Genomic DNA, 14,430 nt, shown 5'->3' on the forward strand with positions numbered 1-14,430 from the left:
GTATGCGGCGTGACCTACACCGGTTGACCGTCGAGCACCACGCGATTGCGTCCGAGCCGCTTGGCCGCCAGCAGTGCGGCATCGGCGCGCAGGATGAGGTCGGTCGGTGTGCATGACCCCGCGCCGGCTTCGCAACTCGCCAGACCGACGCTGATGGTGCTGCGGAGCATCCCCTGCGGCGTCGTGATTCCCAGCCGCTCCACGGCGCTGCGCAACCGCTCGGCGATCGCGGCGCCTTGCTTGGCGGTCGTGTTCGGTAGCACCACCATAAACTCTTCGCCGCCGTAACGGCCGACCGCATCGGCCGGGCGGGAGTGCACCCGCAGCGAGCGCGCAATCTCGATCAGCACCTTGTCGCCGACCGGATGGCCGTAGGTATCGTTGACGCGCTTGAAGTGATCAACATCGACCATGAGCAGTGTCAGCGGCATCTCGTGCAGCATGGCGTGGCCACATTCGCGCGTCAGCAGTTCCATGACGGCGCGCCGGTTCCAGATGTGCAGCATCGGGTCGGTCAGGCTTTCGTGGCGCGTCGCCTGCAGCTCGGTCAGGATCGAGCGCTGTGTCTCGCTCAGTTCGCGCTCGCGAAAGCCCGATTCCACCCAACTGGCCAGATCGTCAAGCAGCTCCTGTTCGCTGGCACCGAAGGCTCGCGGCTTCTGGTCGATGACGCACAGCGTGCCGACCGCGTAGCCCGCGAGGTTCCTGACGGGCCGGCCGGCATAGAAACGGATGTGCGGGGCGCCCGTGACGAGCGGGTTGTCCGCAAAGCGGGGGTCAGCCGCTGCGTCCGGAATGACCAGCATCTGGTCTTCGGCCACGGCGTGCCCGCAGAACGAGACGTCGCGCGGGGTCTCGCGCATGTCCAGGCCGATGCACGATTTGATCCACTGGCGCTGTGCATCGATGAGCGAGACGAGCACGATGGGCGCGTCGAACACGCGCTTGGTGGTGCGGGTGACGCGGTCGAACAGTTCCTCATCCGGCGTGGAGAGCAGCAGCATGTCCTGCAGCGAGGCCAGGCGTTGGGTTTCGTTGGGCGGGATCGGGGCGGGTTTCATGCGCAGGGGGCGCCGACGGGACCGGCGCGCTTGAAACGGGCGATGATGTTGCAAACCATGTGAAGCAAACCGTGGGCCACGCGCGAATCAGCGGCCGACCATGTTCTCGGGTCGCACCCAGGTGTCGAACTGCTCTGCCGTGACATAGCCCAGTGCAAGGGCTGCCTCGCGCAGGCTCGTGCCTTCCTTGTGTGCCTTCTTCGCAATCTGTGCGGACTTGTCGTAGCCAATGTGCGGATTGAGTGCCGTCACGAGCATCAGCGAGCGTTGTACCAGCTCGTCGATGCGGCTCCGGTTGGGCTCGATGCCCACGGCGCAGTGGTCATTGAAGCTGCGCATGCCGTCCGCCAGCAGCCGCACGCTGTGCAGGAAGTTGTAGGCAATCATCGGGCGGAACACGTTCAGCTCGAAGTTGCCCGAGGCGCCGCCGACGTTGACGGCGACGTCGTTGCCGAACACTTGTGCACACAGCATCGTCACGGCTTCGCTTTGCGTGGGGTTGACCTTGCCCGGCATGATGGACGAGCCCGGCTCGTTCTCGGGGATGGAGATTTCGCCCAGGCCGCTGCGCGGCCCGCTTGCGAGCCAGCGGATGTCGTTGGCGATCTTGGTGAGGCTGGCGGCCAGGGTCTTCAGCGCGCCATGCGCGTGCACCAGGCCGTCGGCGGAGGCCATGGTCTCGAACTTGTTCGGCGAGGTCACGAACGGCAGGCCGGTCAATTGCGCCAGTTCGGCCGCCACCTGTTCGGCGTAACCGGGAGGCGCGTTCAGGCCCGTGCCGACTGCCGTGCCACCGAGTGCAAGTTCGCACAGATGCGGCAGCGCGGCGTTCAGGTGCATTTCGTTGTGCTGCAACTGTGCCACGTAGCCGGAAAATTCCTGGCCGAGTGTCAGTGGGGTTGCATCCTGCAGATGCGTGCGCCCGATCTTGATGATGCTGTCGAACCCGGCGGCTTTTCCTGCGAGGGTTTCGCGCAGTGCGCGAAGCGAGGGAATCAGGTGCCGCGTGATGGCCGTCACCGCGGCTACATGCATCGCCGTCGGGAACACATCGTTGGAGGACTGGCTGCGATTCACGTCGTCGTTCGGATGCACGAGGCGGCTCTCGCCGCGCTGCCCGCCGAGCAGTTCGCTGGCGCGGTTGGCAAGCACCTCGTTCATGTTCATGTTGGTCTGCGTGCCCGAGCCCGTTTGCCAGACCACCAGCGGGAATTCGTCGGGGTGCCTGCCGGCGATGACCTCGTCGGCGGCGGCAATGATGGCCTCGGCCTTGTCCTTCGGCAGCAGCCCCAGGCGTGCGTTGACGGCGGCGCTGGCACGCTTGATGCGGGCGAGCGCGTCGATCAGTTCGCGCGGCATGCGGTCGCCCGCAATGTCGAAGTTCTGCAGCGAGCGCTGCGTCTGCGCGCCCCAGAGGCGGTCGGCAGGGACGTCAATGGGGCCAAAGGTGTCGCGTTCGATACGGGAGGTCATGGCAAGGGGGCGGATGCGCGAAGATGACGGGGCCGAACGCCCATCAGTATAGGCGCCGGTCATGCCCTTGTTGCCGGTAGGGCAGATCGGCGCGGGGCGGGCTGGTACATCGTTTGCGGGCCCGCACGCGCCGCGCCACAATGGCGGCTGCTCCCGTCGAATGCAGTCTTGCCCCTCGCCATGTCCTCTTCCATCTCCGTCGACAAATCGCTGCAGCCATTGCTCTGGCTGGTGGCCGTCGGGCTGTTCATGCAGACGCTCGATTCGACCATCGTCAACACGGCGTTGCCGGCCATGGCCCGCAGCCTGTCGGAAAGCCCGCTGAAGATGCAGTCGGTCATCATCGCCTACACGCTCACGACCGCCATGCTGATGCCGGCATCGGGCTGGCTGGCCGATCGCTTCGGCACGCGCCGGATGTTCTTTGCGGCCATCTTCCTGTTCACCCTCGGTTCGCTGCTGTGCGCGGAGTCACGCAGCCTTGACATGCTGATCACTTCGCGTGTGGTGCAGGGCGTGGGCGGCGCGCTGCTGATGCCTGTCGGCCGGCTGACGGTGCTGCGGGTCGTGCCGCGCGAACAGTTCCTGCCCGCCATGAGCTTCGTGACCATCCCGGGGCTGATCGGGCCGCTGATCGGTCCGACGCTGGGAGGGTGGTTGGTGCAGGCCGTGTCCTGGCACTGGATCTTTCTCATCAACCTGCCTGTGGGGCTGATCGGCGCGCTCGTGACGCTCAAGGTGATGCCCGACGTGCGTGCGGAAGACGAAAACCGCTTCGATTGGTCCGGCTACCTGATGCTCGCGTTCGGGATGGCGGCGGTGTCGTTTTCGCTCGACGGGCTCTCCGAACTTGGTTTCCAGCACGCGACGGTGCTGGTGCTGCTGATGTTCGGGTTGGCAGCGCTGACGGCGTATTGGCTGCACGCCGGCCGTGTGACGGGCCCGCTGTTTCCGCGCACGCTGTTTGGCATCCCGAGCTTTTCGATCGGTGTACTGGGCAACCTGTTTGCGCGCATCGGCAGCGGCGGCATGCCGTTCCTGATCCCGCTGCTGCTCCAGGTGAGCCTGGGTTATTCGCCCTTGCAGGCCGGGCTGATGATGGTGCCGGTGGCTGCCGCTGGCATGGCCGCCAAACCGTTGGGCACGTGGGCGATCAAGCGCTATGGCTATCGCCGCATGCTGTTCGTCAACACGTTGATGGTGGGGCTCATGATGGCCAGCTTTGCCGCGATGACGCCAGACCGGCCGTTGTGGCTGCGCATCGTGCAATTGGCCCTGTTTGGCACGTTCAACTCCATGCAGTTCACGGCCATGAACACGCTCACGCTCAAAGACCTGGGCGGGCCGCTGGCCAGCGCCGGCAACAGCATGCTGTCGATGGTGATGATGCTGTCGATGAGCCTGGGCGTGGCCGCCGCCGGCGCGCTGCTCACGGGCTTTACGGATTTCACCGCGGGGCCGGAAGGGCGCGACACGCTGGCGGCATTCCACAAGACCTTCATCTGCGTCGGGGCCATGACGGCTGCCGCCGCATGGATCTTTGCCCAGCTATCGCGCTTCGAGTCGACCGGCGTCATCAAGCGGCCCGAGATAGAGGTGCACTGATCCGCTTCTACTGTTTCCAGAAACCGCGCATTTTTTTCGTCAGGTCGACCTTCGCGGCGGCGCGCGCTTCCGCGGCCGGGTCCGCGCCGGGCTCGGGCGGCGGCCAGGAGCAGGCCTCAAACAGCGGCAGCAGCGCCGGCGGAATGAACCGCGTGCGCGACGCGTAGATGTGCCGGTCGCCACTGGGCGTCTGCTGCGTGACGTAGAAGCGCTGCGGCACGAGGATGTCCAGATGCTCGCGCGCGCGCGTCATGGCCACGTAAAGCAGCCGGCGCTCCTCTTCCAGTTCTTCGTGCGAGCCCGCGCCCAGATCAGCTGGCATGCAGCCATCCACGGCGTTGAGCACATACACGGCTTTCCATTCCTGGCCCTTCGACGAATGAATGGTCGAGAGGATCAGGTAGTCCTCATCGCGGTACGGGGCCCCCGATTCATCGCTGGTGAGTTCTGGCGGATCCAGCGTCATCTCGGTCAGGAAGCGCTCGCGCGTGACGTATGTCGCGGCCATGCGGGCAAGCTGGTCGAGGTCGCCCTGGCGCACGGCCGCATCGTCGTGCAGGCGTTCCATGTGCGGGCTGTACCAGGCCCCCACGGCCTCGAGCTCGCTCGCCCACGCGAGGCTGTCCTTGGGCGTGCGCAGTGTCTGCATCAGCGCCATGAGCATGGCCCAGTCGCCCGCCAGGCGCGTGGGCGGCTCGTAGGCGAGCAGGGCGGCGATGGGGTCGACCGCTTCCGCCATGACGTCAAGCACGCGCGCGGCGGTGGCGGGGCCCGCGCCCGGCAGCAGTTGGATGACGCGAAATCCGGCGATACGATTGCGCGGGTTCTCGGCCCAGCGCAATACCGACAACACATCTTTTACGTGCGACGCTTCCAGGAACTTGAGCCCACCGTACTTCACGAAGGGAATGTTGCGGCGAGTGAGTTCGATCTCCAGCGGCGCGCTGTGGCTGGCCGTGCGAAAGAGCACCGCCTGCGCCTTCAGCGCCATGCCGCCCTCACGCTGATGCAGCACCTGTTCGGCCACGCAGCGCGCCTGCTCGGCTTCATCGCGCACCGAGATCAGGCGCGGCCGATGCGTCGAGGCGCGATCCGTCCAGAGCGTCTTGGCGAAGCGCTCGGTCGCAAACCGCATGACGCCGTTGGACGCATCCAGGATCGGCTGCGTCGAGCGGTAATTGCGCTCCAGCAATACCGTGTGCGCGGGCCGCGCGAAGTGGCGCGGAAAGTCGAGGATGTTGCGCACCGTTGCCGCGCGGAACGCATAGATCGACTGCGCATCGTCGCCGACCACGGTCACACTGCGGCCATCGGGGCGCAGGGCCCGCAGGATGGACGATTGCAGCCGGTTGGTGTCCTGGTATTCGTCGACGAGGATGTGGTCGAAGCGCGCGCCGATCTCCGCCGCGAGTTCGGCGTCCGACACCATCGCATGCCAATACAGCAACAGGTCGTCGTAGTCGAGCACGTGCTGCGCCTGCTTGGCCTCGACATACGCATCGAAGAGCGTGCGCAACTGCGCCTCCCACATCGCACACCACGGGAAATGGTGCTTGAGCACGGCGTTCAGCGGACTTTCTGCGTTCACAGCGCGCGAATAGATCGCCAGGCAGGTCTGCTTGAGCGGAAAGCGGCGTTCCTTGGTCGAGAGGTTCAGCTCGTGCCGCACGACGTTGAGCAGATCGGCGGAGTCGCTGCGGTCGTGGATGGTGAAATCGGGCGCAAGGCCGACGCGCTCGGCGTATTCGCGCAGCAGGCGCGCGCCGATGCCGTGAAAGGTGCCTGCCCACGGCAAGGTGGTCTGGTATGACGTGCCCGCCGCATTGAGGGCGCTGTTGGTGCGTTCGCCGTGCATGGCGCGGGCCAGCAGGTGGCCCGCGCGGTTCGACAGTTCGCTTGCCGCCCGGCGGGAGAACGTCAGCAGCAGGATGCGTTGCGGATCGGCCCCATTGGCCACCAGATGCGCGACGCGCCAACCCAGCGTATGCGTTTTACCCGAGCCGGCCCCGGCCAGGACGAGCAGCGGGCCGGTTTCGGCCGCATCCGGCCCCGAAATGCCGAATTCGACGGCCTGACGCTGCGCGTCGTTCAACTGGGCCAGGTAGCCCGGCGTGACCGGGTCGCGAACGGTGTCAGGAGGGGAGGAAGCGGCGAGCACGGCAGGGCGTCACAAAAAATAACTGTATGAATATACAGCACTGCAAACGCTGCCTGCCGAAATGCAGGAGGGGCTGGGGTCAGATCCCGTCCCGGAGCTTCTTTGCCAGGTCCCGGGGCGGCGTCCGCTGGTTCACGGCGTCGACCAGATCCGCAAGAAACCAAGGCAGAACGAGCTGCGTGCCCGGATCGCTCAGGCCAACCTGCAACCGTGGCTGCGACGCGGGTGCTGCCTGTGCGCTCGGCTGTCCGGGCTGGCTGTGCGCCAGCATGGCCACCAGGTCCTGATGCGAAAAGGTGCTGGAAGACGTCGTCAGGGCAGAGGCGGTCATGGCGGCAGACAGCAGTGCCGATGCGACGACGAGGTGTTTAAGGGTTGTAGCAGCAGGCATGGCAGCCTCCAGGATGAATCGGGTGGGATGAAGGGGCGACCGGACGTCAGGGCAGTGTCCGGCAGCAATGATGCTCCATCGGAGTGCCGCCGTTGCTGCCAGTTCCGTTGCCATCAGCAAAGCCTGGAAAAGTGCAGTCGATCAGCTTGCCTGGGGTTGCAGGGCGATCACAGCCATCCCTGCCAGGGCGATGGCGGCACCGCCGATATCCCAGCGGGTGAGCGCCACGCCGTCGACAACGCGCAGCCACACGAGCGCCACGGCAATGTACACGCCGCCATATGCGGCATACGTGCGGCCAGCGGCAGTCGGATGCAGGGTCAGCAGCCAGGCAAACAATGCCAGCGCCGCCGCCGCCGGCAGCAATAGCCAGACCGGCTTGCCCTGCCGCAACACGAGCCATGGCAGATAGCAGCCGAGAATTTCGGCCACGGCGGTCACGGCAAACAGTAGCGCAACGCGCAGGATGTCCAAAGAGCGTGCCCCCAAGTGTTCAGTGGGAAGCCGGTATGACCGGCGTCACCGTAAACCCGCTCGCCGCCAGTAGCGCTGGAATCCCCTTCGGCCCGATCATGTGCAGCGCGCCTACCGCGCCGAAGACGCGTCGGCCGCTCATGTGCACGCGCGCGATGTTCTCGGCCATCGCCAGGTTGCGATGCGTCACCAGGCGCGTGAACGCACGCTTGTCGGCAGGCGTCTTCAGGCAGTCGCACCACTGTGGGTAGCGTTCGAGCGTATCGAGGTCGCTTTCGGCCCAGGCGTTGGCGAGGGTCAGCGTCTGCGTGCGGGCTTCGCCCGATTCGATGGCGTCGAGCACGGTGTCGAACTGCTGGGCGACTTCGCGCTTCGGCACGATTTCATTAAGCACCCGCATCTGCTGGGCCAGTGTTTCGAGCGGCACGATGGGCAGGTGTCGGCTTCTGGCGTATGTGGTGAGGAACAGGTCGATGCCGAAATCCGGATACAGCCCGTCCGTGCGCACCCCCAGGACTGCCAGCGAGGCCAATTGCATGGTCGGCTGGAACGTGCGGATCTGCGTGAGCGCGGTGTCCGGAAGGCACGCCGCCGCAAGCAGCTTGTTGAAGCGCTCGCCACGCCGTCCAGCCATGAGCCGGCGTTCTTCGCTGGTGTTCTGTGCGGTCAGCGGCTTGCGGTCGGTGTCCTTGTCGAGCAGATCGAGTTCAAGCGCGATTGCATCGACGTGCTGGAGCGCCTCGCGCACGGCAGGGCCAGGCAGCATCCAGTCGGCGCGCGCCACGTGGATCGTGCCGTAGAGCCATGACGTGTGGCCGTCTTTCTCGATGCGCCACAGCAGCCCGCGGTCGGTGGCGCGCCGCGCGGCGGCAGCCCAACCGTCCTTGGGGATGAAACTGGCGGCGGGTGGCGGGCAGCTTGACGCGGCGGATGCCGTTGCAGGCGGCGCCTCCTGCGCGGCGGCGGCGCCCATCCCTGCCAGCAGGCAAAGCGCGGTCGCGAGCGCGCGCCACGTGGTGCGATGACGTGCCATGAGCCGACTCCCCGGCGTTTTGAGTGTGGCGTGCAGTGTAGCGGGTACCTTCGCGTGCCGGCATCTGCGCGCCGTAGCGCGTCGTCGGGCACCAGCCGCCAGGCGCCACAGCGTTGAGGATGGCCGATCGGTCATCCGTCTATTCACCCAGCCGCGGCGGCACGGCATGCGTGCCGCGCGTCTCGCGAAACCACAGTGCCACGCTTTCGTCTTCCAGTGCATAGGCGCCGCGCGACTCCTTCCAGATGAGGTTCTTGTCGCGCAGCGCGTCGAGCGCCGCCTGCACCGTGGCCGTCGAGAATTCGCTGTGGCCCAGGCGCGCGGCATAGGCCTTCATGGATTGTTCAGAGAAAGGCGAATAACCTTGCCCGCGCTCGATGAGCACCGCCAGGACGGCGCGCTGGATTTCCGTCAGCGCGCTGTACTCGCTCTCGATCTCGCCCCAGATGCGGTCGCGGAAGCCCTGTGCGCCGCGCTTGAGCAGCCCGCCCAGGCTGGCGGCCTCGCCCAGCTCCAGCGCGATCTCGCTGACGATGCCCTTGAGCATCTCCGGCCGGTGCCCGACGAGCTGGAAGGCGGCGAACATGTCGTCTTCCTTGAACTGGTTGTCGGGTGCCAGGTGCTGGTTCACCCACGCCGTGTAGGCCGATACATAGGGGCGCCCCAGCAGCGGGAAGTTCGTCACGCGCGAGCCGAAGAACGGCTGTGTGCGGTTGAGCAGCAGGTTGGCCAGCTTGTCGCGGTTCGAGCCGGTGAAGACCAGGAACAGCCGCGGGGCGTCAACGCCCTGGTTCATCTGGTCGCGGGCGGCCTTCAGCGCGAACATGGCGTTGGTCCCAGCCTGGGTGGAGAGCGCGTGCTGCGCTTCGTCGATGATCAGCACGACCGGCCGCTGCACCGCCTTGTAGAGCACATCGAGCGCATCAGCCAGCGTGACACCGTCCGGCAAGCCAATCTTGCCGAGGTTGAACGTAAAGGTGCGCAGAATATCGACCTTCTCCATGCCGGCCTGCCTGGCCAGTTTGGCGATGGGTCCGTCGAACTGCGCCAGCTTCGATCTGATGGCATCGGCAATCAGCAGGCCGGGATCCCGGGCGCGGTCGGCCCACAGGTCGACGTAAATGGCGATCCACTTGCGGCGTTCGACCTCGGGCACCAGGTCTTCGCGCAGGAACGTGCTCTTACCGGTGCGGCGCGGGGCCGCCAGGAACAGGCCGGAGCGGGCATCAGCCAAGCCCTTGCCCTCCAGGCTGTCGCACAGCGTGTTGGCAAGGTCCTGGCGGTGGAAATTGAAGCGGCCGGTATCGGTATCGGAATCCATGAACGCCCCGTTTTAGCCTCGATTATGAGATTCGGTATAAATTATAGTCGAACTCATAATTAACCCTAATGCGGGTCGAAATGCGCGTTCTTTGATCTGCGTGGCAGTCCGTCGCAGGCAACGTGTGGAATCGTGTGCAGCGCTATACTCGCGCAGCTTTTGACTGTCTCCATGTTCTCTCGCCGCTGGCTCTCCCTCGTCTGGCTTGCGATCGTACTCAATGTACTGTCGCCGGTGCTCGCGTCTGCCCGCGCGGCGCAGACGGGCACACTCGCCGTCGATCTTTGCAGCGCCACGGCGCCGCATGGCAGCACGGTGCAGGTTGTGGTCCACCTGCGCGGCGACGGTCCGGCGGATGACCCGGGCGCCCACCATGGCGTGGCGCATTGCCTGTATTGCCCGGGGTTTGCTGGCGGGTTTGCGCTGGCATCGCCGCCGTCGCTGGAGGTTCCTTCCGCGCATTTCGTCTATCGCGTGCGGCAGCCGGCCACGCCGGCGCCCGTGTATGCGCGCAGTGCGCTGCGCGTGGCCGATTCGCGCGCGCCGCCTGCCTCTCCACTGTTGTCGATCTGACGCGCCTGCGGAGGTGGACTCCGCGGCGCCTTCGCGCCCGGCCGTCAATCCGCCCGGCGCCATCGCAACCCGGAGATCTTCCTCATGCTTTCGCCCAAGCGCGCCGTGGCTGCCATGCCCCGGCGCACGCTGGTGTGCCGCGCCGCGCTCGCCGTGTGCGCGGCTGTGCCGCTGTCCGCCTCGCTGCCCGCCGTTGCCGCCGATGACAACGTCCCGGCCGCCGCGCCCGTCACCCAGGAACTCGCGCCCACGGTGGTGCGCGGCGCTGCCAGTCCCGCGCCGTTTGCACGCGACACGCCGGCCGTCGTGCAGAGTGTCACGGCCGATCAACTCGCCGACCGCAACGTCGTCACGACCGAAGACGCGGTCAAGTACCTGCCCAACGTGATGGTGCGCCGCCGCTTCATCGGCGACCGCAATTCCATCTTTGCCGGCCGCGATTTCAACGAGATCCAGAGTGCGCGCGGCCTGCTGTACGCCGACGGCATTCTGCTGTCGAACCTGCTCGGCTCGAGCTATACGTATCCGCCGCGCTGGTCGATGATCGGGCCGGATGACCTGGCACGCGTCGACATTCTGTACGGCCCGTTCTCGGCGCTGCTGCCCGGCAACTCGATGGGCACGACCATCGCGCTGACCCTGCGTCAGCCCGAGATATTCGAGGCCGCCGCGCAGATGCAGGTGATGCGCCAGCATTACGCCGACGCATATGGTTTCTCGCGCAACGTCACCGGCAACCATGAGAGCGCGTCGCTGGGGGACCGCATTGGCAAGCTCTGGTATGCGGTGTCGGTCGACCGGCTGGAGAACGACAGCCAGCCGATGCAGTACGCCACACCCAACTCCAGGTTCACTGCTGGCGGCACGCCGGTGCCCGTGACGGGGGCGGTGCAGGATCTCGGCCCCAATGGCCTGCCCCGAGTGATCCTGGGGCCGCAGATGCTTGAGCGCACGCAGCAATGGCAGGAAACCGTGCGGCTGGGCTACGTCTTCAGCGATCGCCTGGAGGCGTCGCTCATGCTCGGCCACTGGGAAAACCACTTCAACGACCAGGCGTTCAGCTTCCTGCGCGATGCGGCGGGCAATGTCATGACGGGCGGCAACGTGCTGATCAACGGCACGCCCTACACGATCGCGCAGAACGCCTTTGCGCCGCAGAACGGTGATCAGGAAAACTGGCTCTACGGGGTGGGCCTCAAGGGCAAGCTCGGCGGCTGGAAGATCGACACCCGCGCGTCGGTCTACAACGTGACGCGCGACATCCTGCGCGCGTCCAACACGGCGGCCGGCAATGGCCCCGGCACCGTGTTCTACGGCGACGGGACGGGCTGGTCGAACGTCGACGTGAAGGCGGTCTCGCCCATGGTGTCCGGCCACACGTTCACGACGGGCTACCACTACGACCAGTATCACTTGCGCAACCAGACCTTCAACGCCACGAACTGGTCGACCGAGACGCTTTCCACACGCAAATCGAGCTACCAGGGCGATACGCAGACGCAGGCGGTTTTCTTGCAGGACGCCTGGGCGTTCGCGCCGCGCTGGCTCGCCACGCTGGGGCTGCGCTACGAAAGCTGGCGGGCGTACAACGGCCAGCTGGGCAACAGCGCGACCACGCTGGGCTACGCCAGCCGCACCGACGATGCGTTCTCGCCGAAAGCCGCAGTGCAATGGCAGGCCACGCAAGACACGCTGCTGCGCCTGTCGTACGGCCGGGCCGTGCGCTTTCCCACGGTCGCGGAGCTGTTCCAGGGGGCGATCAGCGGCAACACGATCGTCAACAACGACCCGAACCTCAAGCCTGAGCGCGCCAACGATGTCGACTTTACCGTCGAGCAGGCGGTGCCGTACGGCGTGCTGCGCACCAGCGTGTTCCAGAGCGACGTGCGCGACAGCATCTATACGCAGACCAACATCACCGTCACGCCCAACGTGACGAATGTGCAGAACGTCGATCGCGTGCGCACGCGTGGGATCGAGCTTGCGTATTCGGGGCAGAACGTCCTGCAGGATGCCGGCGTGCGCGGTGTGGACGTCGAGGCGAACGTGGCGTTCACGCAATCGAAGACGCTGGCCGATGCCGCCAACCCGACCTATGTCGACAAGACGTGGCCCCGCATGCCGCGCGTGCGCGCCAACCTGTTTGCCAGCTGGCACGCCACGGCCGACTGGACGGTGGGCGCGGGTGTGCGCTACTCAGGCCGGCAATACGGCACCCTCGACAACACCGATGTGCTGCCGAACGTGTATGGCGGCACCAGCAGCTTCGTTACGGTGGATCTGAAGGCGGGCTATCGCATCGACAAGCATGTCACGCTGGCGCTCGGCGTCGACAACCTGACCGACAAGCGGTACTTCGTCTACCACCCGTATCCGTCGCGCACCTTCTATGGACAACTGAAATGGCGTCTGTAATGCATACGATTTCCCGATTTGCGGTAGCTGTGCTGCTCGCCCTGACGGCAACGCTGTGCCTTGCCCACGAGGGGCACAATCATGGGGCCATGGCCGGCAAACCTGCTGCCAAACCGCAACTGGCAACCACGGCAGCGTTCGACAGGGCAGGGCGCCTGTGGGTGACGTGGGCGGAGGGGCAGCACGTGGTGGTGGCGTCGTCCGACGATCTGGGCAAGACGCTGTCCAGCCCGCAGCGCGTGAACCCCCAGCCGGAGCCGATCTATACCGACGGCGAGAACCGGCCGAAGGTCATCGCCAGCCCGGACGGCGCGCTTTACGTGAGTTGGTCGCGCCCGCTCGACGCGCCGTACACGGGCTTCGTGCGCTTCTCGCGTTCGCTCGACGGCGGCAAGACGTGGAGCGCGCCGGTGACGGTGCATCATGACCGGCAGCCGATCACACATCGTTTTGATGCGATTGCCGTCGACGGCGCGGGCCGCCTCTTCGTCGCGTGGATCGACAAGCGCGACCTGCTGCGCGCGCAGGCGGCAAGGCAGCCGTATGACGGCGCGGCGGTGTACTACACCGTATCGACGGATCGTGGCGCCACGTTCGCGCCGGAGCGCAAGGTCGCCGACCAGACCTGCGAGTGCTGCCGGATCGCGCTTGCGCCCGATGCCAACGGGCAGATGCTCGCGCTGTGGCGCAACGTGTTCGCGGGGGAGATCCGCGATCACGCACTGGCGGCTTTGCCGGCCGATAACACGCCGCTCGCCATCACGCGTGCCACGTTCTCGGAATGGCGCGTTGATGCCTGCCCGCATCATGGTCCGGCGCTCGCCGTCACGCCCGATGGCGTTCGGCACCTGGCGTGGTTTTCGGTGCGGCAGGACAAGCCCGGCCTGTTCTACAGCCGGCTCTCGGCCGACGGCAAGCCGATCGGCGACGCATGGGCATTTGCAGGTGCTGTACAGGCGAGCGCGCAGGCTTCGCACCCCGCGCTGCTCGCGGCCGACGGCGCGCTGTGGCTCGTGTGGAAGCAGTTTGCCGACGACCGCATGCAGATCCTGCTGCGCAAGTCCACCGATGGCGGCGCGCACTGGACGACGCCCGCGAGCCTCGCGGCCACCGAGGGCGGCAGCGATCACCCGCAACTGCTGACCCGCGATGGCCGCGTCTATCTGTCGTGGCGCACGCAGATGGAAGGCTATCGGTTGATCGACATCACCGGCGCCGTGCCGGTCAACGCAACGTTGGAGGCCGCGCCATGAAACCCGGTTTTAAGCCGCTGGCGGTTGGGCTCATGCTCGCTGCTGCCATGTTCACTGCGCACGCCGGCGAGGCGCTGCGCTTCCAGCCGCTGCATGCGCGCGACGTGCCCGCGCTTCTGCATGCGCCGCGCCCCCGCCCGCTCGTCGTCGAGATCTGGTCGCTCGACTGCAGCTACTGCCGCGAAAACATCGCGCGCATCGCGCAGTGGCGGCGATCCACCAAGCGGCATGTGGACCTGATGATGGTGGCGATGGATGGCCCCGAGCAAGCCGACATGCTGAACCGCGCGCTCGCGCCGCTAGGCAGAGACGGACAGGTGGATATCACACGCGTGCCGCAGTACGCCAACGCAGAGGCGATGCCCGAGCGCATGCGCGCCGCGCTCGACCCCGGATGGCAGGGCGAGACGCCTCGCACGATCGTCCTGCGCGCAGATGGCACGCGTCACGCGTCGAGCGGTTTGCTCACACCCGAGGCGTTGGACGCTGCGCTCGCGCGATAAGGGTTCGCTCAGCTAACTGCACCCATGCGCGTTGAACGGAATGCAGTCTGTAATCGACGGCGTAGCGCGTGCGCCGGTGCGGGTTTTGGCAGGCTGTTCAGCGAAATGCAAACATGGTGGGGGACAGCACCCCCCATCATTGGGGTATGGCAGGGGAAGCGCCCTTTTTA

Annotated in this window: 12 protein-coding genes; 5 read left to right on the forward strand and 7 right to left on the reverse strand. The window is 66.3% G+C overall.

Annotated features, from left to right (window positions below):
* Positions 1-14 precede the first annotated feature (14 nt).
* Together R2N03_RS10790 and fumC are read right to left on the reverse strand one after the other, a co-directional pair.
* Positions 15-1,061 (reverse strand): GGDEF domain-containing protein, encoded by a 1,047-nt coding sequence (locus tag R2N03_RS10790; RefSeq protein WP_316657566.1) that lies wholly within the window; start codon positions 1,059-1,061, stop codon positions 15-17.
* A gap of 87 nt (positions 1,062-1,148) precedes the next feature.
* Positions 1,149-2,534: a class II fumarate hydratase gene (gene fumC / locus R2N03_RS10795; RefSeq protein ID WP_316657567.1), complete on the reverse strand. Its 1,386-nt coding sequence runs from the start codon at positions 2,532-2,534 to the stop codon at positions 1,149-1,151.
* 180 nt (positions 2,535-2,714) lie between these two features.
* Between fumC and mdtD the strand changes: the two genes are divergently transcribed.
* Entirely contained in the window at positions 2,715-4,139 is a 1,425-nt protein-coding gene (gene mdtD, locus R2N03_RS10800) for a multidrug transporter subunit MdtD (protein ID WP_316657568.1), read from the forward strand.
* Positions 4,140-4,146: 7 nt separating this feature from the next.
* Here mdtD and R2N03_RS10805 read toward each other — a convergent pair whose 3' ends face one another.
* From R2N03_RS10805 to R2N03_RS10825, 5 genes are all read right to left on the reverse strand, one after another.
* On the reverse strand, positions 4,147-6,297 hold the full coding sequence (locus tag R2N03_RS10805) for an ATP-dependent helicase (RefSeq protein ID WP_316657569.1): 2,151 nt from the start codon (positions 6,295-6,297) through the stop codon (positions 4,147-4,149).
* A 79-nt stretch (positions 6,298-6,376) separates the two neighbouring features.
* Positions 6,377-6,802 (reverse strand): hypothetical protein, encoded by a 426-nt coding sequence (locus tag R2N03_RS10810; RefSeq protein ID WP_316657570.1) that lies wholly within the window; start codon positions 6,800-6,802, stop codon positions 6,377-6,379.
* Positions 6,803-6,829: 27 nt separating this feature from the next.
* The gene (locus tag R2N03_RS10815; protein ID WP_316657571.1) at positions 6,830-7,162 is read right to left on the reverse strand and encodes a YnfA family protein; all 333 of its coding nucleotides are present in this window, start codon (positions 7,160-7,162) and stop codon (positions 6,830-6,832) included.
* Between the two features lie 19 nt (positions 7,163-7,181).
* Positions 7,182-8,195: a TraB/GumN family protein gene (locus tag R2N03_RS10820; protein ID WP_316657572.1), complete on the reverse strand. Its 1,014-nt coding sequence runs from the start codon at positions 8,193-8,195 to the stop codon at positions 7,182-7,184.
* 139 nt (positions 8,196-8,334) lie between these two features.
* Positions 8,335-9,516 carry an ATP-binding protein gene (locus R2N03_RS10825; protein ID WP_316657573.1) on the reverse strand — a complete coding sequence of 394 codons (1,182 nt, stop codon included), beginning with the start codon at positions 9,514-9,516 and terminating at the stop codon, positions 8,335-8,337.
* Positions 9,517-9,687: 171 nt separating this feature from the next.
* Between R2N03_RS10825 and R2N03_RS10830 the strand changes: the two genes are divergently transcribed.
* From R2N03_RS10830 to R2N03_RS10845, 4 genes are all read left to right on the forward strand, one after another.
* Entirely contained in the window at positions 9,688-10,089 is a 402-nt protein-coding gene (locus tag R2N03_RS10830) for a DUF2946 domain-containing protein (protein WP_316657574.1), read from the forward strand.
* 84 nt (positions 10,090-10,173) lie between these two features.
* A complete protein-coding gene (locus R2N03_RS10835) occupies positions 10,174-12,504 on the forward strand; it encodes a TonB-dependent receptor (RefSeq protein ID WP_316657575.1) in 2,331 nt (776 codons plus the stop codon).
* Positions 12,504-13,757 (forward strand): sialidase family protein, encoded by a 1,254-nt coding sequence (locus tag R2N03_RS10840; RefSeq protein ID WP_316657576.1) that lies wholly within the window; start codon positions 12,504-12,506, stop codon positions 13,755-13,757. The genes R2N03_RS10835 and R2N03_RS10840 overlap by 1 nt, the downstream gene beginning before the upstream one ends.
* On the forward strand, positions 13,754-14,260 hold the full coding sequence (locus tag R2N03_RS10845; protein ID WP_316657577.1) for a TlpA family protein disulfide reductase: 507 nt from the start codon (positions 13,754-13,756) through the stop codon (positions 14,258-14,260). The genes R2N03_RS10840 and R2N03_RS10845 overlap by 4 nt, the downstream gene beginning before the upstream one ends.
* Positions 14,261-14,430 lie beyond the last annotated feature (170 nt).

It is taken from the genome of Ralstonia condita, assembly GCF_958405655.1.
Lineage (GTDB): Bacteria > Pseudomonadota > Gammaproteobacteria > Burkholderiales > Burkholderiaceae > Ralstonia > Ralstonia condita.

What these genes read in the sequence shown, in the direction of transcription:
- R2N03_RS10835 (WP_316657575.1), top strand. Translation starts at nt 10,174, where the DNA reads ATGCTTTCGCCCAAGCGCGCCGTGGCTGCCATGCCCCGGCGCACGCTG.
- R2N03_RS10810 (WP_316657570.1), bottom strand. Translation starts at nt 6,802, where the DNA reads ATGGCAACGGAACTGGCAGCAACGGCGGCACTCCGATGGAGCATCATT.
- R2N03_RS10825 (WP_316657573.1), bottom strand. Translation starts at nt 9,516, where the DNA reads ATGGATTCCGATACCGATACCGGCCGCTTCAATTTCCACCGCCAGGAC.
- R2N03_RS10820 (WP_316657572.1), bottom strand. Translation starts at nt 8,195, where the DNA reads ATGGCACGTCATCGCACCACGTGGCGCGCGCTCGCGACCGCGCTTTGC.
- mdtD (WP_316657568.1), top strand. Translation starts at nt 2,715, where the DNA reads ATGTCCTCTTCCATCTCCGTCGACAAATCGCTGCAGCCATTGCTCTGG.
- R2N03_RS10840 (WP_316657576.1), top strand. Translation starts at nt 12,504, where the DNA reads ATGCATACGATTTCCCGATTTGCGGTAGCTGTGCTGCTCGCCCTGACG.
- fumC (WP_316657567.1), bottom strand. Translation starts at nt 2,534, where the DNA reads ATGACCTCCCGTATCGAACGCGACACCTTTGGCCCCATTGACGTCCCT.
- R2N03_RS10790 (WP_316657566.1), bottom strand. Translation starts at nt 1,061, where the DNA reads ATGAAACCCGCCCCGATCCCGCCCAACGAAACCCAACGCCTGGCCTCG.
- R2N03_RS10845 (WP_316657577.1), top strand. Translation starts at nt 13,754, where the DNA reads ATGAAACCCGGTTTTAAGCCGCTGGCGGTTGGGCTCATGCTCGCTGCT.
- R2N03_RS10830 (WP_316657574.1), top strand. Translation starts at nt 9,688, where the DNA reads ATGTTCTCTCGCCGCTGGCTCTCCCTCGTCTGGCTTGCGATCGTACTC.